Genomic DNA, 24,838 nt, shown 5'->3' on the forward strand with positions numbered 1-24,838 from the left:
CTGCCGGAGCTTTCGAGCATGGCCTGTGCTCGCTCGGAATCGACTTGCGCCTGGTCGCGTAGCGCCCGGAGGGCGACGACGTGCTCCTTCAACGCCGGGTCGTTCAGATCGGCCACGCCCGCTTCGATGGCTTCGTAGAGGCGTTTCAGGCGAAGCTCGGTCTCGGCCGCGCGCCGGCTCAACTCGGCGATATGCTCCCTGCGCCGATCCGCCCGCTCCTCGCGTCGATCAAGGATCGAGGCCAGGATCTCCTCCAACCGCTCGGGCTGGAGCAGCCGGTCTCGCCCTGCCGGGCCTTGATCGAGCAAGTGTAATAGCGATAGCGCCCGCCCATGCCGGTGCGGAGTGTCATGCCTCCCCCGCACTTCTCGCAGAAGCAGATGCCTGTCAGCAGGGTCGGCCCGCTGACGCGACGCGGCGGCGTGACCTTGGAGTTGCGGACCCGCAAATGCTCCTGCACGGCATCAAATGTCTCCTGATCGATCAGGCGCGGCACCGGGACAAAGACGATTTCGCTGACCGGCTTCAGCACCTTGGACTTGGAGCGCTTGTTGAACTCATGCTCGCCGACATAGGTGCGCCGGGCCAGAATGCGGTGAAGCTGACCGATGCCTCAACGTCCACCGTCGCGGGTGAAGATGCGGTTGCGGTTGAGATGATTAACGATGGCCTTGACGCCCATCGGCCCTGAGCCGTCTTCGCCCTGCCGGCGCTGGTCGGGGATCGACACGTCAGGCTCGGTCTGACGCGCGGTGGATAGCTGTGATCGCGGTGATCAACATGGGTCGCCGGACATCCGATATAGCCGCCGTCAAGGGGGCTGCGCTTTCGCGAGCAAGCAAGTATCTTGTTTCCTATGTTCAGACCCACGGTTGGAAAAAACGAACTCGTATCGCTCATCGAGGAGATGTCTGAACTCGATGTGGCAAGATTTTTCTACTTTCAGGAAATGGCGGCTACCTATCTGTCCGTTGGCAAATTCGAAAGCATGCTGATCTCAGCGATGCATATGTGCGATCGCGTCAAGGTTCGAAGAGCCCTCGGGCTGGACGAAGATGCGTGGGCACTGTCAGTCGCTAAAAAGTCTCAGCTTGAAGGATCGACCCTCGGCTCCCTGATCAAGATACTCGAACGCCATAACGTCGATCCGGCGGACATAGCGCATGTGCGGTGGATCAAGGATAAGCGGGACTACTTTGTTCATCGACTTTTTTACGACCACGCTTGGCTTGGTGAGATGGACGCAGAGAGCTGCCAATTCATGAGGCGCCGCCTTCTCGCGATCCAGCTATGGTTGGAACGGGGAGAACGTAAAATCTGGCGCATTTTCGAACGCGTCGGATTTATCGAGCTGGATCACCTCGAAGATGGGGGATTGCTCGTCATGAATGGCGGGGTCTACGACCTGATCCAGGCGGATATCACTAAGCTCGGATCTGAAGGAGCTGACGCTTGAATCCGGATCTGAAAGTTATACCGGATCGCATTCTCAACCTCGCGATCGGCGCGCTCAGCCAAGCTAACACACACGCTGTCTATTCCGATCCTGGCCGAGAATATTGGGATCATATGTGCATTCTCAATGCGGCTCACGCAGGTGAGCTCTTTTTAAAGGCAATTATTGCGCGAGAGCATCCACTCCTAATTTTCAAAGATCTCTTCAGCTTGGACGACAACAAAGGCAAGCTTCTTGATATAGAAACTCTGATCAGACGGGGTCGGACGCTCGATTTTGAGCGGTTGCCCCAGGTACTTTGGGCGACGACAGGCAGACGAATTCCCAACCGAAAGTGCTACGAGTGGGTGAGGTTAGCGCGCAATTCCATCCAGCACTTTTGCGCGCCGGAGAAGGACGATCTTCGGGCCTTATCACTCGAGTTCATTTACACCATTATCGATCCACTCATTATGGAGGTGTTTGGTTTATTCGCGATCGAATACCATGAAGATCCAAGCGTCGGGTACGACTATGTCGTCAGCTCGCTGCTCGGCAGAGAACTCAAGTTTAGCATTCCTGACGATTTTACGATCACCGAAATCAGTATGCCCGAGGTACTCGGAGGCGCGAGTGCCAAATATAAAAACTGGATCAAGAAGCAGATGACGAAGATTGGAAGGCTTGACCTCCTATCGTGACTTTGCGGAATGTGATCCAATCTTGGAAGGGGGAGATTGGGCATGACGCAAAGGCCGAAACGCAATGCGGCCAACAAACTGGAACGTTGGGAAATCGCGCTCATTAAGCGCATGATCTCAGCAGGTATTTTGAACGATCAGGACATCCTTGCCTATTTCACGCGGCCAACTCGTAGCATCAACCATGCGCGGATTGCCGAAATTCGGAATCAGGCAAAACACCGCAACGTAGCGGCTGCCAGCCAAGCAGAGCTTGGGGCATTTTTGCAAGCGTGGCCACAGATAGATCCGGTCACTGGAGCTCACCTGCGCGGCGACGAGTTGCTTGTTAAAGCGCGCGAAGCGATGCTCCAGGCGGTGCAGGGCTTCAATAATCCTCGTGCCTATTTCAAAAGCGAAATGTTCATCGTCATCGCGGTAATTGCTTACACTTACCTTCTTCACTGGCACTACCGTCGAAGCGGCGTCGACATCCGCTACAAGCGAGCGGTCGACGGTGTGGAGACCGTCTTGAAGACGCGGCACGGAGCAGACAAACATTGGGAGCTGGAGGCGTGCATCGACTACGCCGAATGTCCTCTCGATGCTCCAACGATTGCGAACCTCAGGTTTTTGATCGCTATTCGGCATGAGATTGAGCACCAGCTAACCAACCAGATTGATGATACGATCTCAGCGAAGCTGCAGGCCTGCTGCTTGAATTTCAACCGGGCTATAAAGGAGATTGCGGGCGCGCAGCACGGCCTGGACCGAGATCTATCCCTTGCCTTACAGTTCAGCGGTATCAGCAGAGATCATCGTAACATCCTGCTCTCCGAGACGGATATGCCGGCTCACATCCAAGCAGCTCATACTGAATATGAGGATGGGTTGACCGACGAGATGGTGGCGGATCCGCGCTATTCTTATCGCGTCGCCTACATCGAGCAGGCGGTGAACTCGCGAGGGAAGGCGGATCAAGTTGTTGAGTTTCTACGTCCGGGTACTGAGAAGGGTGACCATGTTCGACTGGCGTTGAGAGAAGTCGAAAAACCGAAGCTTAAGCCGGGCCAGATCGTCTCTCTGATGAGAGAGGAGGGCTATCCTCGCTTCAATTTGCATCATCATACCCAGCTTTGGCAGACAACGGACGCTAAGGCTCCAGGCAAAGCATTTGGGACGACTCTGGCTGATGGCGCTTGGTATTGGTACCCAGCGTGGGTTGACCAAGTGCGAGCGCATGTGCAGGCAAATGGAGATCGATATGGGCCAGGGCCAGCCGGGTGAAGAAATCGAGCGCCTTCGCGATGCGCATGATCATTGTACTGCGATACCGTGCCAAACCTCCGAAATGGCCGCCGTTAGCCGCATAGTGCGGAGTATCTGTATAATAATCAGAGGTTTATGATGATGTCGTAGTAATCATTTTCATCGGGCGCTGCCCGCCATGATTTCGAAAAAACGAGTGCTAATAAAAAACGAGTGCTCATTCCGTGCATTCGCTGGCCCGGCCCGCAGTAGCGCAGGGCAGAACCGCATCTTCGCGCGTCCTGACTTCCGGTCGGTGGCTGTCCGGCTGGCAATGCGTTGCAAGGAGGCCGCAAGCGGGCGCAGGTAGCGCCAGAGCGAGGCACGCGCGAGCAAGACGCGCCTCTGTGAGGCGCGTCTTGCTGTAGAATCAGGCGTTGCCTGCGGTCTCGGGGAATTGCTGAGCCCGCTTGGCCTGCCACAGAGCCACGAAATCGATGGGCTGGAGAACGATGGGGGGGAAGCCGCCATCGCGCGTCACGTCGCTGATGATGCTGCGCACATAGGGGAAGATGAGACGCGGGACCTCGACGAGCAGGATCGGCTCGACCAGTTCTGCGGGCGCGTCCCCGAGGGTCACGATCGCCGCATAGGTCAGCTCGGCGATGAAGACCGTGCGTCCGGCCGGACCGCCCTCGGTTTCGGGCGCTTCGGTCGCCTCGGCGCGGATCGCGAGTGCGACCTCGAAAACGGGCTGCTCCTCTTCGAGACGATTGGCCTGAACGTCGATATTGACGGAAATCTGCGGCGCCGAGCGCAGCGTCGCGAAGATCGACGCACCTGCGGGAACCTCGAAGGAGAGATCCTTCGTGTATTGCAGATTGACCGACAGCGGCAGGGCGGGCGGGTTGCCTGAGTCGTTGGCCGGGTTCTGGGCGGTTTCGGACATGATTCCTCACAATCAGGATCGTGGTGACGCAGCCAGGGTCGGCTGCGTCCTGTCCCGACCTGCGGTAGCATGATCGTTGCCATGCGCCAACAGTGCGAATTCCGCCGCACGGTGCCGTCGGAATCCGGTGCGATCGCGGGTGCGAAAGGTTGTGCGGCGGGGCGCGCCGCTCTACCTAATATGGATAGAAATACCCGACGTGACCGAGAGAAGCTGAAACCGAGATGTCTGCCCTGTCCGATATTCCCTACGACATCGTCGTCTTTGCCGTTCTGACGGTTGCCCTCGTCTGGCGTCTGCGTGCCGTTCTGGGGCGACGCGTCAATGTCGAGGGAACGGCGCCTGCGACGCGCCCTCTGGGTGTGCCCAATGCGCGCCCCGAGGACAAGCCGGCGCCCCCTGAGGAACCCCGGGCCAAATGCGAGATCCCGCAGCCCGGGACCCGGGTGGGGCAGATCCTCGGGCAGATGAAATCCGTTCAGCCGGGTTTCGAGGCCGAGGCCTTTCTCCAGAACGTCCAGACCGCCTTTCGCGATGTGGTCACGGCGTTCGCCAGCGGAGATCGCGCCCGGTTGCGTCAGTTGCTCACGCCTGCTGCCTTCGACGCCTTCGACGCGGCCATCACGGCGCGGGAGGCCGCCCGGCAGCAGCAGAGAACCGAGATCGTCGGCGTGAACAGCCTTTCCATCATGGATGCCGCGATCGAGCCGGTATCGGGCGGCCAGAAAGGGCGTATCGACGTGCAGATCGTCTCGCGTCAGATCAGTCTTCTGAATGACGAGGGCGGGCAACCTCTGATCGGTACCGAGGCCGTGACCGAATTTCACGATCTGTGGCAGCTCGAATGCGTCTCCGGTCCCGCGCTTGCGCCGCCGAGCTGGCATCTGGCCGCAGCCCGGGCTGCCTGACGAGCTTGAAGACGCGGGCGTTTTCTTTCCCGACGATCCGTTTGCGAACGACATGAGAAAACGACATCGGTGAGAACCATGTCCGCGAAACAGGGAGCCATGAAGCGACAGGCCCTGCGGCAGTGGGGCCTGTCCCGGATGCGTCGCTCTCTGGCCTTTCCCCGGGCGCTCGCCCTCATGGGGGATATCCGGGCGCATGCTTCGCTGTCGCGCTCATTCCAGTATTCCACCTGCCTGACATTCCGGAAGATGATGAAGACAGTCTATCGCCCTTCACTCGCCCTCTGCCTTGCCCTGCTGACTTCCTGCGCTGCGCCCCGGACGCCGGACGATGTTCGTCTCGAGCCGGTTGCCTATGCGACCCTCCCGAATTGGTCTTCGGAGACGGTCTCCGCCGTCATGCCCCAGTTGCGGGCGGAGTGTCAGAAACTCAGCCGCCTGCCGCCGGAAACGGTTCTGGGTGGCAAGGCCGGGCAGATCCCCAACGGGAGCCGGGCGGGAGACTGGTCAGGCGCCTGTCAGGCAATCAGGTCGGTGGGGGGAGGCGAGGCGGCCGCACGCGCCTATATCGAACAGTGGTTCGCGCCCTATCTGGTGTCCGATACGGCGCTGTTCACCGGATATTACGAGCCTCAGGTCGTGGCGTCGCCGACGCGTGAAGGCGCGTTCAGGATTCCGCTCTACGGTCAGCCTTCCGATCTCGTCAGGACAAAGGATACGGCCGGAAACTGGGTTACCGGGCGCTGGAAGAACGGTGCATTCGTGCCCTATTACAGCCGTGCGGAGATCGACGGAGGCGCTCTGGACGGCAAGGGATTGGAGCTTGCCTGGCTCAGATCGCCGGAAGACCTGTTCTTTCTGCAGGTGCAGGGCTCCGGTCGCCTCGTCATGACCAATGGCTCCGTGCGCCGGGTCGGATTTGCCGCCAAGAACGGGCATCCCTATGTGCCGATCGGGCGCGTGCTGGTTCAGCGGGGTGAAATGGCCGCAAGGGATGTTTCCCTCTCTTCCCTGCGTGGCTGGCTTTCTGCCCATCCCGGTGAAGCCCGCAGCGTGATGGAGGAAAATCCGGATTATGTTTTCTTCCGCCGGATCGATACGATCCCGCTCGATCGCGGCGCCCCGGGTGCGATGGGAGTCCCTCTCACCCCCGGTCGATCCGTGGCCGTCGATCGCGATTTCCTGCCCCTTGGCGCCCCGGTGTGGATCGATACGCAAATCCCGGTACGGGCAGGCGGCGAGGGACGCTGGTCCCATCTCACGCTCGCGCAGGATGTGGGGAGCGGGATTCACGATGCAGCCCGTGCCGATCTCTTCACGGGGTGGGGGGATGAGGCGGAATTCGTTGCGGGCGGGTTGCGGCATCGCGGGAGGATGGTCGTGCTCCTCCCGCATCCGCCCGCCTGATGGCACAGGAGAAGGTCCGGGCACGTCGGGAGGCACTCGGTCGCCATGCCCTGATCCGGGGCGATGCGATGAATGTGGTGCGGCGCATGGCAGATCGTTCGGTCGATGTGGTCGTGACCTCGCCGCCCTATAATATCGGCCTTGCCTATCGCAGCTATGAGGACCGGCTGGCAGAGCGGGACTATATCGACTGGATGTCCGTCATATGTGCCCAGATCGCGCGGGTCCTCAAAGCCGACGGATCGTTCTTCCTGAACATCGCCGGGTCCTCTTCGCAACCCTGGCTGCCATTCGAGCTGATCACCCGGCTGCGCGAGCGTTTCGTGCTGCAGAATCATATCGTGTGGATCAAGTCCATCGCGATCGAGGAGACGACATACGGCCATTTCAAGCCGGTGAATTCCTCACGTTTCGTCAATCATAACCATGAACATGTGTTTCATCTCACGCATAAGGGGGATGTCCGGGTCCAGAGGCTCGCAGCCGGGGTCCCCTTCACCGACAAGACGAACATCACGCGCAGGCGGCACGCCATCGATCGTCGCTGCCGTGGCAACACCTGGTTCATTCCTTACGAGACGATCAGGCATCGCAAGGAAAAATATCTCCATCCCGCTCCTTTTCCCGTGGCGCTTCCGACGGCCTGCCTGACGCTTCACGGTTATGACGAGAATACCGTTCTGCTCGATCCTTTCATGGGAACAGGGACGAGCCTTGTGGCTGCCGAGCAGCTGGGCGTTCGGGGTATCGGGATCGACATCGATACACGCTATGTCTGCGTGGCCCGCCGGCGTCTGCGCGCGGCTCTGGCAAATCCCGGATCGGATCCCGGGCCCGCAATGGACATCGATGACGATCGGGCGGACGATCCCCCTTGAGACAGGGATGAAGTGCCCGGAAAGCAGAGATTCCGGAAAACGATGTTTTGACATGTAACACTGCACACGACATTGTGCGCGCAGTTACGATCGAAAAACGGGAGCGAAGTCTTTGTCGGGTGAGGGCAAGAGAAAGAAACTGTTGAAGAGGGCTGTCATAGGAGTCGTCGCGCTGGGGGCGGTCGCCTATGGCGGGACGATCGCCTATCTGACCCATTTCGATCATGAGGGAGCACCGCGTCTCCCGGCCAACAGCCCGACCTGGCATGACCCCAAGGCGCTTGCCGCCTTCAACGCCTTCCGCGAGACGCGCTGCGACTACTGCCACTCGCGCGGCACCGATCTCCCGTTCTATTTCAAGGTGCCGCTCGCAAACCGGATCATGAAACAGGATCTGGTGCAGGGGCAGCGGCATTTCCGCTTCGAACCGATCCTCGCCGCCTTCAGGGACGGCAAGCCCCCCTCGGTCGAGCAGCTTTCGCGTATCGAGGAAGTGATCCAGCAGAACCGCATGCCTCCGGCCGCCTATCTGTTGATGCATCCTCATGCCTATATGACCGAAAAAGAGCGGAGCGATATCCTCGCCTGGATTGCCGATCAGCGTCGGCGCTATTACGCGACGCCCGGTGTCGCACCGCAATTTGCAGGAGAGGTCATCCAGCCGATTCCGGAATCGCTCCCGGTGGACTGGGCCAAGGCCGAGCTGGGTCGTCAGCTGTTTTTCGATCGCCGCCTCTCCGGCGATGGCAAGCTCAACTGCGCGAGCTGTCACGGTCTGGACACGGCGGGCGTCGACAATCTGGTGACTGCGACAGGGATCAACGGCCAGAAGGGGCCGATCAACGTCCCGACCGTCTATAACGCCGTGTTCAACATTGCCCAGTTCTGGAACGGACGTGCCGTCGATCTGGCAGCACAGGCTGCAGGACCGGTGACGAATCCCGTCGAAATGGGGTCCCATGACTGGGAGACGGTCGCGCGGACCATTGCCGCCGTGCCGGAATACGACAAGGCCTTCGCGACGCTTTACGGCCCGGATTCGGTCAGTGTGAAGACCGTGACGAATGCGATCGCCGAATACGAAAAAACCCTGATCACACCGGACAGCCCCTTCGATCTGTATCTCAAGGGAGACAAGAACGCGATCACACCGCAGGAAAAGCGGGGCTATGAGCGTTTCAAGGCGATTGGCTGTTCCGGATGTCACAGCGGCGTCGCAGTCGGCGGCGATGCCTATGAAGTCATGGGGCTTGAAGGGCCCTATTTCGACAACCGCAAGAGCGCGCTGACCGCTGTCGATTCGGGACGCGAGGATTTCACCCACGCGCTGGACGACCATCAGAGATTCAAGGTGCCCAACCTGCGCAATGTCGCATTGACCGGGCCCTATTTTCATGATGGAAGCGCCGCAACCCTGGCGCGGGCCGTGCGCGAAATGGCGCGTTACCAGACTCCGGATCGGGATATCTCGAAACAGGATGTTGACGATATCGTCGCCTTCCTGAAAACCCTGACCGGCAAGTTCCAGGGCGTGCCGTTGCAGCAGGTCGTGGCAGAGCCGCCTCTCAGAGCTCAGGATACGCCCTGAGGCCGGTAAGCCCCGGAGTCTTGCATGTTCCGGTTCTGGCAAGTCCCGGGTTCGGCCTCGGCAAGGAAAGGCCGCGCCTCCGGGATATGGTTCGGGCATGAGGGCCGGCACTGCCCCCCGGGCGCGCCGGGCGAGTTCGAGGAGAAGACGTGGCCCGACGAAGTCTGAGCTCCGAAGAGGAGCAGCTATGGAGCAGTTTTGCCCGGAGCATCCGACCGCTCCGGGCAAAACGCGTTCAGGCCCCGGCGGCGAGCGGCAGTCTCCGCGCCGCGATTCCCGACATGTCCTCATCCGGGATCGCGCAGGGCGCATCGGCCCTGAGGGTTGAGATCAGGGCCATATCTGCCTTGTCGGGGCAGGCGGCGAAGCCGGGGAAGACCTACGAACGCCTGCGGATGGATTCACAACAGCCCGGACTCGATTCAACCTCCTGGAAGGCGCTCGCCTCGGGCAGGATGAAGCCCCAGAGACGACTCGATCTGCATGGGCATTTCGCACAGGATGCCTTTTCCCGGCTTCATCACTTTCTTCATGCCGCCTCTTCTTCCGGAATGCGCTGCGTCGAGGTCATCACGGGGCTCGGAAGCGGGCAGGAGGGGGGCGTCATCCGTCAGGAGCTGCCTCACTGGCTCGAGCGTGGCGATCTGCGTCCGCTGATTCTCGCCGTGGTTCATACGCACAAGCGCAACAAGGGCGCCGTCCGAATCCTGCTGCGCGCCCGCCGCTAGGCCCAGCGGGCGGAGGTCCTGTTCGTCGATAATGCCGGAAGGAGGCCGGGCGGTGCTTTGCGCGCGCCCGGTCTCAGGTCGGGCGTGTTTCCTGGCCGAGACGCCACCGGGGCTGGTTGTTGTTGATCCAGCGCCTGAGCGCCAGAATGGCCGTCAGCTCCGGGACGAGATCGCTCATGACCGGTGCAGCGCTGGCGCCTGCGGCGACGGTGAGCCTCTGTGTCTCGTTCCAGTGAAGCAGATCCGGCTCCGCCACGGCGATCTGCGCTGCATGTCGCCAGCGCGCGACGGCCAGAGGCGGGGTCAGCATGGGAAGAGCGAGCATGAGCGCCGAAGCCGCGGAATCCGCAACGGCATGCCAGGCCTTGTAGAGCGGGCCGGCTGGGGCAAGTCCCCGGGCGAGGCGATAGGTCGTATCGAAATCCGGCACATCCGCGACGTTGGGCCCCGCCTGGAAGATGGGGCGGATTCCCGCCGGGGCGGTCGCGATGTCCTGCGCCAGATTGTCTCCCGGCCCGGGCGTGAGCTGCACGGCATCCACGCTGCCTTCGTGAAGCGCCTGGATGGCCGCCTCCTTGGTGGCGAAGCCGGGCACGGGTACCGGATGAAGCCCCAGCAGTGAAAGCCCGAGAAGACTCGGCAGCTCCACGCCGGTCGGATGGGACATGGCGATCCGGACCGGTCGGTCGTGCAGCAGGCCGCTCAGACGGGTCCGAAGGCTGCGATGCAGCTCCGCCCGGGCCAGCGTCACGATGGGCCTGCGGGCGACGATCAGGGCGATCCAGCGGGAATAATCGAAGTGAACGCGCGCATCGCCCGCAAGAGAGGCGATCAGCGCAGCGCCGGGCACGAGTGCGGTCGTGCCGCCATCGGCTTCCGGGCTGACCGTGTCGAAGAGATTGGCCGCCGTCACGCCGTCCCGTCCGAGATCGTAGCGCGTGCTGATGGGGCCTGTCGTGGAGAGCCCCTTCGCCAGAGCTTCGGCAAGGATCGGGGCGACCTGGCCCGGGAGCGAATCGGGTCCGCCGCCCACGATCATGCGCGGGGAATCGATGAGGGAGGTGGTCGCATCCGGGCGCGCACCCGCATCCCAGGCGAAGGCGGGAAAAGCGGTCGCAGCACTGCCGCCGAGCAACGCTGTCAGAAGGGTCCTTCGGCGCAGGGTGCCGGTCGGGCTGGGGGAACTGAACGTCTTTATCGTCTTGCGCACTGATCTTCCTTTGTCGCCCGCGCTCGCGCCTGTTCCTCGTTCCGGGCCAGATCAGCTCTAGGCCAGAGGAATGCGGCCAAATCGTGTCGCATGTTGCGACCTGGCGGGTTCAGGCATCGGGGCGGGGGCAAGAACCCCGCCTCGTGCATCTCGCTGTCATGTTCCGTTCCGCCTTGCGCCTCGAACCGGAGGGGCGAGGGCGTCAGGGCCATTTCACCTCGGGCGGCATGCTCATGAGGATGGCTTCCGTGTTCCCGCCGGTCTTGAGGCCGAACACCGTTCCCCGGTCATGGATCAGATTGAATTCGACATAGCGTCCGCGACGGATCAGCTGTGCCTCCCGGTCTGCCTCGGTCCAGGGCTGCATCATTCTCGACCGCACGGCGCGCGGATAGGCTTCGAGAAAGGCGAGGCCGACATCCCTTGTGAAGGCGAAATCGGCCAGCGCATCCCCGGTCTTGAGATGGTCGTAGAAAATCCCGCCCAGACCGCGCGGCTCCTGACGATGATGCAGATAGAAATACTCGTCGCACCAGGTCTTGAACCGCTCGTAATAGGAGCTGTCATGCAGGTCGCAGGCCGAACGGAACCGCGCATGGAACGCATCCGCGTCCTCCCTGGCCTCGCGGCTTTCGGGGAACATCGGGGTGATGTCGCCGCCGCCGCCGAACCAGCCATTGCTGGTGATGATCATGCGCGTGTTGAAATGCGCGGCGCTCACATGCGGGTTGCAGGGATGTGCGACGAGGGAAATGCCCGTTGCGAAGAAGCGGGGATCGTCCTGCGCGCCGGGAATGCATTTGCGGAATTCGGGAGAGAACGCGCCCCAGACGGTCGAGACGTTCACGCCGACCTTCTCGAAAACGCGACCGCGCATCACGGACATGACCCCACTGCCATGGAGGGTGCTTTCGGGTTCATCGTCCCTGTTCCACGCCGTGCGCTCGAAACGCCCGGGGGCGGTCCTGTCCCTGAGCACGGGGGAGCCGGAGGCTGCCGCCTCGTCCTCGATGGCTTCGTAGCTCGCGCAGATACGGTCGCGCAGCTCCTCAAACCAGCTGCGCACGTCGTTCTTGAGCGTGTCATGGGCGATATCCTCGCGTATGAGGGTACCGAATGCGCGTGGATCGAGGGTCTCGCTCATGGCCAGCTCCGAACTCTGTTCTGACCGTCATGCCGGTCGTTTCACGATCTTTCCTAGCAAAAGCGGCGCTGCAAGGCCATGAGGCGCGGTATGAAAACACGGACAGGTTGCGCCGTGTCGCGATCTGGTGTTCCTGAGCGCCTGATCCGGATTTGAGTGAGGAACGAAGCCTGTGGCGGATAACGTGACGATTGAACCGGTCATCGGCCTGATCGGCGGATCGGGGCTGTATGACATCGACGGTCTCGAGGACAAGGAATGGCGCCGTGTCGAGACGCCCTGGGGCGAGCCATCGGATGCGCTGCTTTTCGGCAGGCTGGACGGCGTGCGATGCGTCTTCCTGCCGCGCCATGGGCGTGGACATCCGATCCCCCCGTCCGAGCTGAATTTCCGCGCGAATATCGACGCGCTCAAGCGTTCGGGCGTGACCGATATCGTCTCGCTTTCCGCGGTCGGCTCCCTGAGAGAGGATCTGCCCCCGGGCCGTTTCGTTCTGGTGGATCAGTTCATCGACCGCTCCTTCGCGCGGCAGAAGAGCTTTTTCGGTCGGGGATGTGTGGCCCATGTCGGCATGGCCGAACCGGTTTCCGCCCGTATGGGTGACGTGATTGCGGCGCAGGCCGCGCATATCGGCGTGGAGATGACGCGCGGCGGGACCTATCTGGTGATGGAAGGGCCCCAGTTCTCCACCCGGGCCGAAAGCGAGCTCTACCGGCAATGGGGCTGCTCGGTGATCGGTATGACGAACATGCCCGAGGCCAAGCTCGCTCGCGAGGCAGAGCTTTGCTACGCAAGCATCGCGATGGTGACCGATTACGATTGCTGGCACGACGACCACGATTCCGTCACGGTCGATGCCGTGGTCAAGATCATGACCGAGAACGCGGCCAAGGCGAAATCCTTGGTCAAGGCGATCATCCCCGAGCTTGGAAAACCTCGTGGATTGTGCCCTTCGGGCGCCGAGCGCGCGCTCGACAACGCGATCATCACGGCGCCCTCCGCCCGTGACCCCGAAATGCTCGCGAAGCTCGACGCCGTGGCGGGACGGATCCTGCGCATGGCCTGAGGATCCCGGGGCGGTCCCTCTTCCCGTGAGGAGAGGGCCGCCCTGATCAGGCTGTTCGTTTCAGGCTGCCCCGTTCAGGCTGCCCTGATCAGGCTGAAGTGACAGGAGCGTGCCGTCTCCTTCGGTCAGGAACGCTCGTTCTCGCGCTCGGGGAAATGATCCCTGTCGCCCTGATCGGTCTCCCTTTCGGGGAATTCCCCGAGATTTTTCTGGATCTCGGCATTCTCGACCGGCATTTCGGCAAATTGCGGATCCGGCAGGGTGCTGACCGGGATTTCGCCGGCATGGGGATTTTCTTCCATGCCGACCAGTTCGGCAGCGTTTTCGCGATAGGCCTCTGCGCCGCAATCCGGACGGCCATCCGCCTCCCACAAGGCCCGTGCCTTCTCGCGAATGCGTGCATCGCGCTCGGGGCTGTCGGCGAGCGGGTTCTGTGAGTCGGAGGGGGCGGCGCTGCCTGCGGCAGGAGCGGTTTTGTTCATTGGGTCGTCTTTCGGAAATGTTCAGAGATGACGGTCGAAGAACGCCATGGTGCGCGCATGGGCGAGATCGCGTGCGGGCTTGTTGAAGCTCGGACGATCCTCGCAACCGAAGCCATGCCCGGCATCGTCATAGACAAAGATCTCGACCTCTGGCCGGTTTTCCCTGATCGTCGCGATATCCGTATGCGGAATATGCGCGTCCTCGCCGCCGAAATGGAGCTGCGTCGGGCAATGCGGCTTTTCGTGACTGACCGAGGCGATGCCGCCGCCGTACCAGGCGACGGCCGCGGCGAAGTCGCGCGTGCGCGTTGCCGCCTCCCAGGCGACGAGTCCGCCCCAGCAGAACCCGAGCACGCCGACCCTGGTATGTCCGTGCCGGTTGAGGGCATGGGCCGATGCCGTGACATCGGCAAGGAGATCGTCGGGTGCGATACGATCCTTGAGGGCGAGGCCCTTTTTCATTCCTGCGTCGTCATAGGGGAGAACGGTATCGCGTTCCGCCCGGTCGAACAGGGCAGGCGCAATGACGTGATAGCCGTGATGCTCGGCAAGTTCGTCGCAGACCGCGCGGATGTGATCGGTCAGGCCGAAGATTTCCTGGATCACGACGAGGGCGCGCTTGGCATCGGGTGTGCCCGCCTCGTAAGCAGAGAAATGATGGGTGTCCGAAGCGGTCAGGGAAATCATGTGTCCCACGTAAAGGAACCTCCGTCCGATAGGGTCTGTTCAGGGAGATCAACGGTCACGATGAGCGAGATCGTCAATCTGCGTCGCTTCAGGAAACGTCTGGAGCGGGTGAAGGATGCCCGCCGCGCCGATGAAAACCGGCGCAGATACGGGCAGAGGGCTTGCGAGCGGGAAAAGACGCGTTCGGAGCAGGAGCGGCAGATCAGGGTTGTGGACGGGGCGCGTCTGGACGACGAATCGCGCCCCGAAGATGAGGAAAGCCCGCCCGGGACATGAGCTCGAGCGCGGTCGCGGGCCCCGGCGACTCGTTGCGGAGCGCAGGCGGGCGCGGCGGGATAACGTAACGGGCCGCAAGGCCGGGCTGGACCCGCTGTCCGGAGCTCAGGAAATGTCCGGAGTGCAGGAAAAACGGGAGAGCGGTTCCGGGCGAGACTTGACGGAATGCCCGCGTCTTCCTACTTCTTTGGCACTCTCCTTGTGGGAGTGCTAACGCGCTGCGGCTTAGCGGGCGCGCAAACCGGCGGCGTCGCTTTCAGAAGAGGGCGCAGCCTTAAAAGAATGTGGAGCGATCCATTATGACAAATTTTCGGCCTTTGCATGACCGTGTCGTCGTTCGTCGCCTGACGGGCGAAGAGAAGACGGCCGGTGGAATCATCATTCCCGACACCGCCAAGGAAAAGCCCATGGAAGGCGAAATCGTCTCCGTCGGCCCGGGCGCGCGGAATGAGCAGGGTCAGGTCGTGGCACTGGACGTCAAGGCTGGCGACCGCGTGCTTTTCGGAAAATGGTCCGGCACCGAGGTGAAGATCGACGGCGAAGAGCTGCTGATCATGAAGGAAAGCGACATCATGGGTGTGATCGGCTGAATTCCAGCCTCCCCGTATTCGCACACTGAACCTCAACTGGAGAAAATATAATGGCTGCCAAAGACGTAAGATTCGGCGCTGATGCACGCCAGCGTATGCTGCGTGGCGTGGATATCCTGGCTGACGCTGTGAAGGTCACGCTGGGCCCGAAGGGTCGCAACGTTGTTCTGGACAAGAGCTTCGGCGCACCGCGCATCACCAAGGACGGCGTTTCCGTCGCCAAGGAAATCGAACTGGCCGACAAGTTCGAGAACATGGGCGCCCAGATGGTGCGCGAAGTGGCCTCGAAGACCAACGACATCGCCGGTGACGGCACCACGACGGCCACCGTTCTGGCCCAGTCGATCATCCGCGAGGGCGCCAAGGCGGTTGCCGCCGGCATGAACCCGATGGATCTGAAGCGCGGAATCGACAAGGCTGTTGCCGCTGTCGTCGAAGAGCTGAAGAAGAACACCCGCAAGATCACGACCCCGGCCGAAACGGCTCAGGTCGGCACGATTTCCGCCAATGGCGAGAGCGAAATCGGCGAGATGATCTCCCAGGCCATGCAGAAGGTCGGATCCGAAGGCGTGATCACGGTCGAGGAAGCCAAGGGTCTGCACACCGAACTCGACGTCGTCGAGGGCATGCAGTTCGACCGCGGCTACATCTCGCCGTATTTCGTGACGAACGCCGAGAAGATGACGGCGGATCTGGATAACCCCTATATCCTGATCCACGAGAAGAAGCTGTCTTCGCTGCAGCCGATGCTGCCGCTGCTCGAGAGCGTCGTGCAGTCCGGCCGTCCGCTCATGATCATCGCAGAAGACGTCGATGGCGAGGCTCTGGCCACGCTGGTCGTCAACAAGCTGCGTGGTGGCCTCAAGATCGCTGCCGTCAAGGCGCCTGGCTTCGGCGACCGCCGCAAGGCCATGCTGGAAGACATCGCCATCCTCACGGGCGGCCAGGTCATCAGCGAGGATATCGGCATCAAGCTCGAGACCGTGACGCTCGACATGCTCGGTCGCGCCAAGAAGGTGCATATCGAGAAGGAAAACACCACGATCGTCGAAGGCGCCGGTAATACGGACGACATCAAGGGCCGTTGCAACCAGATCCGCGCGCAGATCGAGGAAACCACCTCGGATTACGACCGCGAGAAGCTGCAGGAACGTCTGGCCAAGCTGGCCGGCGGCGTTGCGGTCATCCGCGTCGGTGGCAGCACCGAAGTCGAGGTGAAGGAGCGCAAGGATCGCGTCGACGACGCGCTTCATGCAACCCGCGCCGCCGTCGAGGAAGGCATCGTTCCGGGTGGTGGCACGGCTCTTGCCCGCGCTTCCGTCGCTCTGAAGGATCTGGCTTTCCAGAACGACGACCAGCGCGTCGGTGCGGACATCATCCGCAAGGCCCTGCAGGCTCCGCTGCGTCAGATCGCGTTCAACGCGGGTGAAGACGGCGCCGTGATCGCCGGCAAGGTGCTCGAGATCGCCGAATACACGCATGGCTTCGACGCCCAGAACGCCGAATACAAGGATCTGGTCGCTGCCGGTATCATCGACCCGACCAAGGTCGTCCGTACCGCGCTGCAGGATGCCGCTTCGGTTGCCGGTCTGCTGATCACGACGGAAGCCATGGTTGCCGAGAAGCCCGAGAAGAAGGCCGCTCCGGCCGGTGGTCCGGGTGGCATGGGTGGCATGGGCGATATGGATTTCTGATCCAGAGCCGTTCCTTCCGGTTACTGAAGAGCCGCCCGGTCATGCGACCGGGCGGTTTTTTCATGCGCTGTCGCCGGAAGGGTTTTCCCCTCGGTGCCTCCGACGCCCTTGCACGGAGGAACGGAGATCGCGCCACTCCCTTTTCGTGACGGACTCTGTCCTCCGGGGTTTATCTGCCGGGGTCCGCTCGTCCTGCTTCGGTCAGGGGAGCGAAAATTTCGATGAGCCAGTCCATGAAGATCCGCACACGGGGCGCGAGCTGCCGGTTGCTCGGATAGAGCAGCGTCAGGGGCGTGGGAAGGGGCGGAAAATCCCTCAGGACTTCCACGAGCCTACCTGCGGCGATATCGTCCTCGAACCGGTAGCGCGGCGCCTGGGCCAGCCCGAAGCCGAGCCGCGCGGCGGCGGCGCAGGATTCCGCGCCCGATACGACGAGTCGGGCCGGGAGCGCATATTCCAGAACATCTCCGGCTCTCGTGAATTCGAGGGGGAGGATCTGTTTCGTCCGCGACGAGGCGAAACCGATCATGACATGTCCGTCCAGATCGTCCGGCGTCGCAGGGACGCCGTAGCGCGCCAGATAGTCCGGACTTGCGACCGTGATTTCCGGCAAGACCCCGAGGGGGCGGGCGATCATGTCGCTATCGGGCACAGGGCCGCCCCGTATCACGCAATCCACGCCTTCGCGGAGCAGGTCGATCAGGCGTTCTCCCTCGCCGAGATGGACGACGAGGCCCGGATGACGCGCAAGAAATCCGGGCAGGGCAGGGAGGATGACCGTGCGAGCCAGATGACCGATCGTATCGAGGCGTATCGTCCCGGTCAGCGCCTTGCCGATCGCGCGGTCGGCCTCCTCGAGCGCACCCAGAGCGGAGAGGCAGCGATCGTAATAGAGCTGCCCGTCCTGCGTGGGGCGGACATGACGCGTGGAACGCTGGAGAAGGCGCGTTCCGAGCCGTGTCTCCAGCGCCTGTATGGCGGCGGTCGCTGCAGGGCGCGAGACGCCGCATGACGCGGCGGCTGCGGTGAAGCTCCCGCGCTCGACGATCCGCAGGAAAAGCGCGATGCTCGCCAGTCTGTCCATGTCATTGTTCCGTGGTGGAGAACAATGATGACAGGGTTTTGCGGCTTATCGCAAGCGCATCATCGTGGTCTCTTCCCTCTCGTCTCAATGAGTGGAGGAAACGGTCATGACACAGACAAGCCCCGTCGCCCTGGTAACTGGTGGCAGTCGCGGTCTCGGACGCGCGACGGTCGAGGCGCTCGCCCGGAGAGGCGTGAGCGTCATCCTCACCTATCAGGGCAATCGGCGCGCCGCCGAGGCGGTCAGGGACGCAGCCGCACGCTCCGGAGTGAATGCGGCGGCCCTGCAGCTCGATGTGGCGCAAGCCGGGAGTTTTCCCGAATTCGTCGGGCGCGTCCGGGAGGTTCTCGGATCCTGGGGGGATTCCCGGCTGGATTATCTCGTGAACAATGCGGGAAGCGCACATAATGGTAGCCTTGCGGATACGACCGAGGAGGCGTTCGACCGCATGTATCGTGAGCATCTCAAAGGGCCGTTCTTCCTGACCCAGTCCCTTCTGCCCCTGCTGCGCGACGGGGGACGCATCGTCAATGTCAGCAGCGGTCTCACGCGCTTCAGCTTTCCGGGGCGCATCGTCTATGCCTCGATGAAGGGCGCGGTCGAGACCATGACGCGCTATATGGCAAAGGAACTCGGATCGCGCGGAATCGCGGTCAATGTCGTGGCACCCGGTGCCATCCAGACCGATTTCTCCGGAGGGCTCGTGCGCGACGATCCCGGGATCAACCGCCAGATCGCACAGAATACGGCGCTCGGTCGCGTTGGCATTCCGGACGATATCGGTCCGATGATCGCCTCCCTGCTTTCGGAGGATAATCGCTGGATCAACGCGCAGCGTATCGAGGTCTCGGGCGGCCAGTCATTGTGACGTGTGTCGCAGCGGTCGCCGATCCGGTCGCTGCACTGGTCGCCGCACTGGTCGCTGCGCTGAGCATTGCGCAGGTGGGGGCATATAGCCCCCATGGACGCGCTGCTCAGATCCGGTAGGACTCGTTTCCCGTGACCAGAGGCGTCGTCGCCTTGCGATAATCGCTCCCGCTCCGGGCACGGTGATTGTCCAGTACCGAATAGACGAGGCCATCGCTCTCGGAATCGAATACTCTATGGGCGAAACGCTCCCGGACGGGATGGATCGCCTTGGTATAGGCATGAGGACCCGTGATGTTGAACGTCGTCACCGCTCCGGCACCATGGGCCTCGGGCCTGTAGGACAGGATCTTGGTCGTGACGAGCTGGATGACCCGTCGCAGATAGGGATGGCCCTTGCGCGCGATGAGGAACCATTGCTGATATTCGCCGCCCGGAACATGGGCGATGGACGTGCCGAGTCCCCATCCGGCATGACGGCCCGAGCCCGACATGTTCCATTGCGAGAGCAGATAGGTATCATCGGGCCGGATGATCGTATCGAGTGGGCGATCGGTCCGCGATTTGAGGTCCAGATAGACCCCGCCCACGGCATAGATCAGGAGATAGCGGAAGAAATCGGCTTTCGCCGCGCCATATTCCGCGCCGATCATGAGATAGATCTTGAGCATCTCCCAGCCATAATGCTCCGAGATGAACTGGAACCGCGCGGCTTCGTCCCAGAGATGGATCGTCCAGCCCGGGTTTAGCGCGGCGTTGGTCTCGATATTGGCCATGAGCGCCGGATCGAGCCGGGTGCGGTCGTTGCATATGAAATGCAGCGTTCTGGGGATGGGACCGTTATCCGGGCTGGCGGGGGCGATGATGGGGAAACGGGCCAGAGCGAGGCAGGTGAGCTCGCTCCAGCTCTGCCGTTCTCCTGCGCCGGACACAGTGCCGTCGGGCTGGAACACGCGGGGTGCCGCCGCGTCCTGCATATGCGCGTCCCGAATCTGCCCGTTCCGGATCTCGCCGCCCCAGAGCCCGTAGAGCCGGGGGTGCGACCGTCTTATCTCCACGCCGTGCGGCGCGTGAGCGCTGCCTTCCCGTATCCTGTCGCGCCCGAGCAGGGGATACGATGTCTCGCCGAGTATCTCCGTGGCGATCGCGCTGCCCGTATCGAACAGGACATCGCCGAAAAACGTGACGAAGGCCGTATCCGTCATGCGCTTTCTCCCGTGGCAGGGTCGGAGGGGGGTGTTTCCAGAAACGACCCGATCCGGGTCACGGCTTCCGAGAGACTGACACGTTCGACCGCTACGCCATCGGGAAAGGCTGAGAGAAGGCGCGAGGGCATGCGCCGGTCGAGAATGACGAAGACGCCCCGGTCATCGGCCTTGCGCACGAGGCGGCCAAATGCCTGACGCAGCCTCATCCGGGTGAGACGGTCGTCATAATCGCGCGGATCGTCCGGCGAGAGGGAGCGGCGGCGTTCCCGGTGAAGAATATCCGGCCTCGGCCATGGTGTGCGTTCGAATACCACGAGACGCAGGGCCTGACCCGGCACATCGACGCCATCGCGCATGGCGTCGGTTCCGAGCAGGCATGAGTGCAGCTCGGTCCGGAAAACATCCACGAGAGACGCGTTATCCATCATGTCCACATGCTGGGCATAAAGCGGAATACCGGCCTCTTCCAGAGGGGCGGCGATGCGTTCATGCACGGCGCGCAGGCGGGAGATCGCAGTGAACAGGCCGAGCGCACCGCCTTGCGCGGCCATGAACAGCAGACGATAGGCGGATGCGAGCGCATCCGGGTCGTTTTGCGGAACGTCCGTCACGATGAGGGCGCGCGTCTGTCGGGCATAGTCGAACGGGCTGAGCAACGAGGCGCGAAGAGGCGGCTTGATGAAATGCTGGGTGCCGAGGCGTGTCTCGGCCGCGATCCAGCTCGCTTCCGCGCCGCTTTCGCTCCCCGCTCCGGGTGTCGCTCCCAGTGTCGCTCCCGGTGCTGGTGCCGGGGTCTGGTCGCGCAGGGTGGCCGAGGTGATCAGCAGCCCATGGGCAGGGCCCTGCATGACGGATGCGAACGGGATCGTGGGATCGCGCCAGTGACGATGCAGTCCTACATCCGTCTCTCCCGCGCGTCCGGGAACGTATTCCGACCGCACGATATCGATGAACGCATCGCCCTGGCCGGATTCCGTGTCATCGAGAACCGTGTCGAGCATGGCGATCCAGCCCTGCACGCGCACGATCGCGCGACGCCTGAGGGCCCGTATCATGGCCTCGATCCGGAGGCGTTGCGCCGCCTCCAGCGCATCGTCCGGATCGCTCAGCAGGGCTTTGAGACGTTCGACGAGGGTTTCGAGCGGTGTGAGAAGACGGCGCAGGGCCGTGTCGAAAGGCTGCGTGGCCGCGATCAGGGCGTCGCTTACGGGACGCAGATCGCATTCGGACTGGTCGATCCGGGCCGTGCCCCGGTCATGGGTCGTCCGGCGCGCCTCGAGATGCGTTCGCAGCGCGAGAAAGAAGGATTCCGATGGATTGACGATCAGGTCCGGCACGCTCGCCTGCGGCGCGTCGTCGCCTCCGTGAAGACGACCCAGCCAGCCGGGGGCGGGCAGAGCATGCGCCGCGTTCAGGATCGCATCGAGCGGCGCCTCCAGTGTCGGCATGGTCGCCACGAGATCTTCCAGCCGTCGTCGCAATCCCCGCGCGCGCGAGCGGCTCCCCTCGGCGCCGAGAAGCCAGCGACGCAGCTCTGCCGCCTCGAGCCCGGAAAGCGAGAGGGAAAAGGCGCTATCCGCCGCTTCGGGCAGATGATGCCCCTCATCGAAGAAATACCGGGTGGGGAGCTGCTCCTCCTCGGGGATTTCGTCGCGACCGAGGCTGGTCCAGCTGGCTTGCGAGAGAACGAGCGCATGATTCGCGATGACGAGACGGGCCTGACGCGCCCGTCTGATCGAATGCTCGACATAACAGCTCTGATAATGGGGACAGGCGCCATGAATGCACTCGCCCCGTCTGTCGGCCATGCCATAGGCGATGCTCGTCCCGAAGATATCGCCGAACCATCCCGGGAGGTCGCCCCCCATCAGATCGCCATCTTCCGTCTCTTCCGCCCAGCGCGCCAGCATGGACAGACCGATCAGCGCCGAAGGCGAGGGGCTGGGGCGGGAGGCGAGCGTGTTGACCGCATCTTCCATGTTCAGAAGGCAGAGATAGTTTTCCCGTCCCTTTCTCAGCACTACGGTCTCGCGTCTTTCCCGGGCGTCGGGATAAAGCCGGTGAAGCTCCTGTTCGATCTGGCGTTGCAGATGGCGCGTATAGGTCGAGATCCAGACAGGACCGTCATTCTGCTCGGCCCAGAGGCTGGCCGGTGCGATATAGCCAAGGGTCTTGCCCGTGCCGGTCCCGGCCTCCGCAAGCACGATCTCGGGAATGCCGGCCCCCTCGCGCGGTGCCAGGGCGTGGGACACCGCAGAGGCGTAATCTGCCTGACCGGGGCGGATCTCCGCATCCTGGCCGAGAATGCCGGCAAGGCGTGTGCGTGCCTCGGCCGGGGAGACCGGGCGGGAACCCGGTGGCGGCCTCTGGGCGGTTTCTTCCCAGCGCGGCAGGCGGCGCCAGACCCGAAGCGCCTCATATGGATGCCTGTTCCGGCTCGGAACGGCCTCGAGCACGGATTCGACGAAGGGTGCCCAGGCCCATCCCGCGCGCGAAAGCAGGGGCAGCAGACCGAGCATGGCCCCCGTCCCGGCGCGGGCGGCCCGCTCCTGCAGCTGGCGATGAAGGGTTTCGAGAAGATGGACGAGATAATCCGCCTCGATGACGGCCGGTGGCGAGAGCCCGAGCGCAAGGGCCATGCCCCGCGGTGTGGGTACGACCGGCCTGGTCGGCATGACGAACAGGAAGAGCTCGAGAAGATCGAACCACGGAACGGGCTGGGCGTCCGGCGCGAGGCCGAGACGGCGCAGCGTCGCAGGGCCGTGCACGAGAAGGGGAGGAGGAAGGGTCGCAAGAAAGGCGCCCGCATCGCGCACGACCACCGAAACGAGCTCGCCGTCAGGAGTCAGGATCGAGGCCGCGGCGCGTGTCGTGAGCAGAGCCGGGGCGTCCTGCGGCATCATGCGCCCCGGGCGGGACGGCGGAGCCTCGGGACGCTGGTCTTCGGGGGGCAGGGCGCGGAAGGGAGGGGACATCGCGGCGAGGATAGCCGCGCCCGGGCCGCTCCGCCAGCGAGGAGACACCAGATTGCTTGACCCGGAAGGGAACTATTCCTAATTTTCGTGCAATCATGTCCGATACCCTACCCAATACCGCCTCCCGTCCCTCCGACGCTTCCGATCTGCCGAAAGCCTGGCCTTTCGAGGAGGCGCGGAAAGTCGCATCCCATGTTGCAGAACGCGGAGGCGATGCTCCGGCCCTTCTCGAGACGGGATACGGTCCGTCCGGCCTGCCTCATATCGGGACCTTCGGCGAGGTCGCGCGCACGACCTGGGTACGTCTGGCCTATGAGAAGCTCACAGGGCGCAAGACCAGGCTTCTGGCGTTCTCGGACGACATGGATGCGCTGCGCAAGGTGCCCGGCAATGTGCCGAACCAGGAGATGCTCGCGCAACATCTTGGCCTGCCCCTGAGCCGGATTCCGGATCCGTTCGGCCGTTTCGAGAGTTTCTCCGCGCATAACAACGCGATGCTGTGCGAATTTCTCGACCGGTTCGGCTTCGAGTACGAATTCGCTTCTGCGACCGATTACTATACCTCCGGCCGGTTCGACGACGCGCTGCGTCGCATGCTCGAGGTGCATGATGAGGTCGTCGCCACGATCGTGCCCACGCTCGGTGCCGAACGCCGTGCGACCTACTCGCCGGTGCTGCCGATCCACCCCCGCACCGGCCAGGTGATGCAGGTGCCCGTGCTCGGCGTGAACCCGGATGAGGCGACGGTCCAGTGGAAAGACCCTGAAGACGGGACGCTGTACGAGACATCGGTTCTGGGCGGCCATGCCAAGATGCAGTGGAAGGCCGACTGGGCGATGCGCTGGTATGCGCTCGGGGTCGATTACGAGATGTCGGGCAAGGATCTGATCGACAGCGTCAAGCTCTCGAGCAAGATCTGCCGCATTCTGGGCAAGGCCCCGCCCGCAGGACTGACCTATGAGCTGTTCCTCGATCAGAACGCCCAGAAGATCAGCAAGTCGAAGGGAAACGGTCTCTCGATCGAGGAATGGCTGCATTATGCGCCGCCGGAGAGCCTTGCGCAGTATATGTTCAACCAGCCGACCCGTGCGAAGCGGCTGTTCTTCGATGTGATCCCCCGGGCGATGGACGAGTATCTCGCCAATGTGGACAAGGCGGGCGCCACCCCGGACGAGACCGTCTTGCGGGCCAATCCCGCCTGGTTCATTCACGGGGGCGCGATCGATCCCGCACTGTCCAGTCCCGTTTCCTTCACAGCGCTGCTCAATCTGGCATCGGTGGCGAATGCGGAATCGAGCGAAACGCTCTGGAAGTTCCTGCGGCGCTACGATCCGACCCTCTCTCCCGAGACCCATCCCTACGTGGATCGGCTGGTCGGCCATGCGCTCGTCTATTTCAAGGAGTTCGTGCGCCCGGCGAAAACCTTCCGCGCGCCGAGCGATGCCGAGCGCGTGGCCCTTCAGGATCTCGCGGATGCGTTGAGGCAGGCCGATCCGTCCCTCTCGCCGGTGGAGGTTCAGGATATCGTGTTCGAGATCGGCAAGAAGCATCAGATCCAGCCGCTGCGTGCCTGGTTCGGCTGCCTCTATGAAGTGCTGCTCGGCCAGACCGAGGGGCCGCGTTTCGGTATATTCGCGTCGCTGTTCGGGCTGCCCGAGACGGTCGCCCTGATCGAAGGCGCGCTTGCGCGCGACGCCATCCCGGCCGACCGTCAGACATGACGGTGCGGTTGCA

23 protein-coding genes are annotated in these 24,838 nt (G+C 62.7%); 14 read left to right on the plus strand and 9 right to left on the minus strand.

What is annotated here, in order from left to right:
- Positions 1-178: 178 nt before the first annotated feature.
- Positions 179-610 carry a recombinase zinc beta ribbon domain-containing protein gene (locus tag SSA02_RS12860; RefSeq protein WP_371859175.1) on the minus strand — a complete coding sequence of 144 codons (432 nt, stop codon included), beginning with the start codon at positions 608-610 and terminating at the stop codon, positions 179-181.
- Between the two features lie 297 nt (positions 611-907).
- On the opposite strand from SSA02_RS12860, the gene SSA02_RS03270 reads away from it, so the two are divergent.
- From SSA02_RS03270 to SSA02_RS03280, 3 genes are read left to right on the plus strand one after another with little or no spacing between them, the layout of a single operon-like run.
- Positions 908-1,456: a hypothetical protein gene (locus SSA02_RS03270; RefSeq protein WP_147092447.1), complete on the plus strand. Its 549-nt coding sequence runs from the start codon at positions 908-910 to the stop codon at positions 1,454-1,456.
- A complete protein-coding gene (locus SSA02_RS03275; protein ID WP_147092448.1) occupies positions 1,453-2,136 on the plus strand; it encodes a hypothetical protein in 684 nt (227 codons plus the stop codon). The genes SSA02_RS03270 and SSA02_RS03275 overlap by 4 nt, the downstream gene beginning before the upstream one ends.
- Positions 2,137-2,178: 42 nt before the next feature.
- On the plus strand, positions 2,179-3,402 hold the full coding sequence (locus tag SSA02_RS03280; protein WP_147092449.1) for a DUF3644 domain-containing protein: 1,224 nt from the start codon (positions 2,179-2,181) through the stop codon (positions 3,400-3,402).
- A 391-nt stretch (positions 3,403-3,793) separates the two neighbouring features.
- On the opposite strand, the gene secB is transcribed toward SSA02_RS03280, so the two are convergent.
- A complete protein-coding gene (gene secB / locus SSA02_RS03285) occupies positions 3,794-4,312 on the minus strand; it encodes a protein-export chaperone SecB (protein ID WP_147092450.1) in 519 nt (172 codons plus the stop codon).
- Positions 4,313-4,536: 224 nt separating this feature from the next.
- On the opposite strand from secB, the gene SSA02_RS03290 reads away from it, so the two are divergent.
- The 5 genes from SSA02_RS03290 (at position 4,537) to SSA02_RS03310 (ending at position 9,821) form a co-directional block, all read left to right on the plus strand.
- Positions 4,537-5,220: a Tim44/TimA family putative adaptor protein gene (locus SSA02_RS03290; RefSeq protein WP_147092451.1), complete on the plus strand. Its 684-nt coding sequence runs from the start codon at positions 4,537-4,539 to the stop codon at positions 5,218-5,220.
- Positions 5,221-5,319: 99 nt separating this feature from the next.
- Positions 5,320-6,627, plus strand: a complete 1,308-nt coding sequence (gene mltA, locus SSA02_RS03295) for a murein transglycosylase A (RefSeq protein WP_246103579.1) — start codon at positions 5,320-5,322, stop codon at positions 6,625-6,627.
- Positions 6,627-7,505 carry a DNA-methyltransferase gene (locus SSA02_RS03300; protein ID WP_147092452.1) on the plus strand — a complete coding sequence of 293 codons (879 nt, stop codon included), beginning with the start codon at positions 6,627-6,629 and terminating at the stop codon, positions 7,503-7,505. Before mltA ends, SSA02_RS03300 begins: the two co-directional genes overlap by 1 nt.
- A gap of 142 nt (positions 7,506-7,647) precedes the next feature.
- The gene (locus SSA02_RS03305) at positions 7,648-9,093 is read left to right on the plus strand and encodes a cytochrome-c peroxidase (RefSeq protein ID WP_147092453.1); all 1,446 of its coding nucleotides are present in this window, start codon (positions 7,648-7,650) and stop codon (positions 9,091-9,093) included.
- A 149-nt stretch (positions 9,094-9,242) separates the two neighbouring features.
- A complete protein-coding gene (locus tag SSA02_RS03310) occupies positions 9,243-9,821 on the plus strand; it encodes a Smr/MutS family protein (RefSeq protein WP_147092454.1) in 579 nt (192 codons plus the stop codon).
- A 73-nt stretch (positions 9,822-9,894) separates the two neighbouring features.
- Here the strand turns inward: SSA02_RS03310 and SSA02_RS03315 are convergent, their stop codons facing one another.
- Together SSA02_RS03315 and hemF are read right to left on the minus strand one after the other, a co-directional pair.
- Positions 9,895-11,031: a hypothetical protein gene (locus SSA02_RS03315; RefSeq protein ID WP_147092455.1), complete on the minus strand. Its 1,137-nt coding sequence runs from the start codon at positions 11,029-11,031 to the stop codon at positions 9,895-9,897.
- A 202-nt stretch (positions 11,032-11,233) separates the two neighbouring features.
- A complete protein-coding gene (gene hemF / locus SSA02_RS03320) occupies positions 11,234-12,175 on the minus strand; it encodes an oxygen-dependent coproporphyrinogen oxidase (RefSeq protein ID WP_147092456.1) in 942 nt (313 codons plus the stop codon).
- A gap of 184 nt (positions 12,176-12,359) precedes the next feature.
- On the opposite strand from hemF, the gene SSA02_RS03325 reads away from it, so the two are divergent.
- Positions 12,360-13,241, plus strand: coding sequence for an S-methyl-5'-thioadenosine phosphorylase (locus SSA02_RS03325; protein WP_246103580.1), 882 nt, complete (start codon positions 12,360-12,362; stop codon positions 13,239-13,241).
- Positions 13,242-13,366: 125 nt separating this feature from the next.
- On the opposite strand, the gene SSA02_RS03330 is transcribed toward SSA02_RS03325, so the two are convergent.
- On the minus strand, positions 13,367-13,723 hold the full coding sequence (locus tag SSA02_RS03330) for a DUF2934 domain-containing protein (protein WP_147092458.1): 357 nt from the start codon (positions 13,721-13,723) through the stop codon (positions 13,367-13,369).
- Between the two features lie 21 nt (positions 13,724-13,744).
- Positions 13,745-14,410, minus strand: a complete 666-nt coding sequence (locus SSA02_RS03335) for a dienelactone hydrolase family protein (RefSeq protein WP_186807663.1) — start codon at positions 14,408-14,410, stop codon at positions 13,745-13,747.
- 60 nt (positions 14,411-14,470) lie between these two features.
- On the opposite strand from SSA02_RS03335, the gene SSA02_RS03340 reads away from it, so the two are divergent.
- The 3 genes from SSA02_RS03340 to groL all read left to right on the plus strand — a co-directional run bounded on the left by SSA02_RS03340 (position 14,471) and on the right by groL (position 16,970).
- Positions 14,471-14,686, plus strand: coding sequence for a DUF4169 family protein (locus SSA02_RS03340; RefSeq protein ID WP_147092460.1), 216 nt, complete (start codon positions 14,471-14,473; stop codon positions 14,684-14,686).
- A 299-nt stretch (positions 14,687-14,985) separates the two neighbouring features.
- Positions 14,986-15,276: a co-chaperone GroES gene (gene groES, locus SSA02_RS03345; protein ID WP_147092461.1), complete on the plus strand. Its 291-nt coding sequence runs from the start codon at positions 14,986-14,988 to the stop codon at positions 15,274-15,276.
- A 50-nt stretch (positions 15,277-15,326) separates the two neighbouring features.
- Positions 15,327-16,970: a chaperonin GroEL gene (gene groL / locus SSA02_RS03350; RefSeq protein ID WP_147092462.1), complete on the plus strand. Its 1,644-nt coding sequence runs from the start codon at positions 15,327-15,329 to the stop codon at positions 16,968-16,970.
- A gap of 169 nt (positions 16,971-17,139) precedes the next feature.
- On the opposite strand, the gene SSA02_RS03355 is transcribed toward groL, so the two are convergent.
- Positions 17,140-18,054 carry a LysR family transcriptional regulator gene (locus tag SSA02_RS03355; RefSeq protein ID WP_147092463.1) on the minus strand — a complete coding sequence of 305 codons (915 nt, stop codon included), beginning with the start codon at positions 18,052-18,054 and terminating at the stop codon, positions 17,140-17,142.
- A gap of 106 nt (positions 18,055-18,160) precedes the next feature.
- On the opposite strand from SSA02_RS03355, the gene SSA02_RS03360 reads away from it, so the two are divergent.
- Positions 18,161-18,922, plus strand: a complete 762-nt coding sequence (locus SSA02_RS03360; protein WP_147092464.1) for an SDR family NAD(P)-dependent oxidoreductase — start codon at positions 18,161-18,163, stop codon at positions 18,920-18,922.
- Between the two features lie 106 nt (positions 18,923-19,028).
- Here the strand turns inward: SSA02_RS03360 and SSA02_RS03365 are convergent, their stop codons facing one another.
- Together SSA02_RS03365 and SSA02_RS03370 are read right to left on the minus strand one after the other, a co-directional pair.
- Complete coding sequence (locus tag SSA02_RS03365; protein WP_147092465.1) at positions 19,029-20,126, minus strand: glycosyltransferase family 32 protein; 1,098 nt, start codon at positions 20,124-20,126, stop codon at positions 19,029-19,031.
- On the minus strand, positions 20,123-23,104 hold the full coding sequence (locus tag SSA02_RS03370; RefSeq protein ID WP_371859162.1) for an ATP-dependent DNA helicase: 2,982 nt from the start codon (positions 23,102-23,104) through the stop codon (positions 20,123-20,125). Before SSA02_RS03370 ends, SSA02_RS03365 begins: the two co-directional genes overlap by 4 nt.
- Before the next feature lie 95 nt (positions 23,105-23,199).
- On the opposite strand from SSA02_RS03370, the gene SSA02_RS03375 reads away from it, so the two are divergent.
- Complete coding sequence (locus SSA02_RS03375) at positions 23,200-24,825, plus strand: lysine--tRNA ligase (RefSeq protein ID WP_147092466.1); 1,626 nt, start codon at positions 23,200-23,202, stop codon at positions 24,823-24,825.
- The last annotated feature ends 13 nt before the right edge of the window (positions 24,826-24,838 follow it).

Source organism: Swaminathania salitolerans (genome assembly GCF_007988945.1).
GTDB classification, from domain to species: Bacteria; Pseudomonadota; Alphaproteobacteria; order Acetobacterales; family Acetobacteraceae; genus Swaminathania; species Swaminathania salitolerans.

Excerpts from the sequence above, each read along its gene's own strand:
- SSA02_RS03270 (WP_147092447.1), top strand. The coding sequence starts at position 908 with ATGTCTGAACTCGATGTGGCAAGATTTTTCTACTTTCAGGAAATGGCG.
- SSA02_RS03280 (WP_147092449.1), top strand. The coding sequence starts at position 2,179 with ATGACGCAAAGGCCGAAACGCAATGCGGCCAACAAACTGGAACGTTGG.
- secB (WP_147092450.1), bottom strand. The coding sequence starts at position 4,312 with ATGTCCGAAACCGCCCAGAACCCGGCCAACGACTCAGGCAACCCGCCC.
- SSA02_RS03290 (WP_147092451.1), top strand. The coding sequence starts at position 4,537 with ATGTCTGCCCTGTCCGATATTCCCTACGACATCGTCGTCTTTGCCGTT.
- mltA (WP_246103579.1), top strand. The coding sequence starts at position 5,320 with ATGAAGCGACAGGCCCTGCGGCAGTGGGGCCTGTCCCGGATGCGTCGC.
- SSA02_RS03300 (WP_147092452.1), top strand. The coding sequence starts at position 6,627 with ATGGCACAGGAGAAGGTCCGGGCACGTCGGGAGGCACTCGGTCGCCAT.
- hemF (WP_147092456.1), bottom strand. The coding sequence starts at position 12,175 with ATGAGCGAGACCCTCGATCCACGCGCATTCGGTACCCTCATACGCGAG.
- SSA02_RS03330 (WP_147092458.1), bottom strand. The coding sequence starts at position 13,723 with ATGAACAAAACCGCTCCTGCCGCAGGCAGCGCCGCCCCCTCCGACTCA.
- SSA02_RS03335 (WP_186807663.1), bottom strand. The coding sequence starts at position 14,410 with ATGATTTCCCTGACCGCTTCGGACACCCATCATTTCTCTGCTTACGAG.
- SSA02_RS03340 (WP_147092460.1), top strand. The coding sequence starts at position 14,471 with ATGAGCGAGATCGTCAATCTGCGTCGCTTCAGGAAACGTCTGGAGCGG.
- groES (WP_147092461.1), top strand. The coding sequence starts at position 14,986 with ATGACAAATTTTCGGCCTTTGCATGACCGTGTCGTCGTTCGTCGCCTG.
- groL (WP_147092462.1), top strand. The coding sequence starts at position 15,327 with ATGGCTGCCAAAGACGTAAGATTCGGCGCTGATGCACGCCAGCGTATG.
- SSA02_RS03355 (WP_147092463.1), bottom strand. The coding sequence starts at position 18,054 with ATGGACAGACTGGCGAGCATCGCGCTTTTCCTGCGGATCGTCGAGCGC.
- SSA02_RS03360 (WP_147092464.1), top strand. The coding sequence starts at position 18,161 with ATGACACAGACAAGCCCCGTCGCCCTGGTAACTGGTGGCAGTCGCGGT.
- SSA02_RS03365 (WP_147092465.1), bottom strand. The coding sequence starts at position 20,126 with ATGACGGATACGGCCTTCGTCACGTTTTTCGGCGATGTCCTGTTCGAT.
- SSA02_RS03370 (WP_371859162.1), bottom strand. The coding sequence starts at position 23,104 with ATGTCCCCTCCCTTCCGCGCCCTGCCCCCCGAAGACCAGCGTCCCGAG.
- SSA02_RS03375 (WP_147092466.1), top strand. The coding sequence starts at position 23,200 with ATGTCCGATACCCTACCCAATACCGCCTCCCGTCCCTCCGACGCTTCC.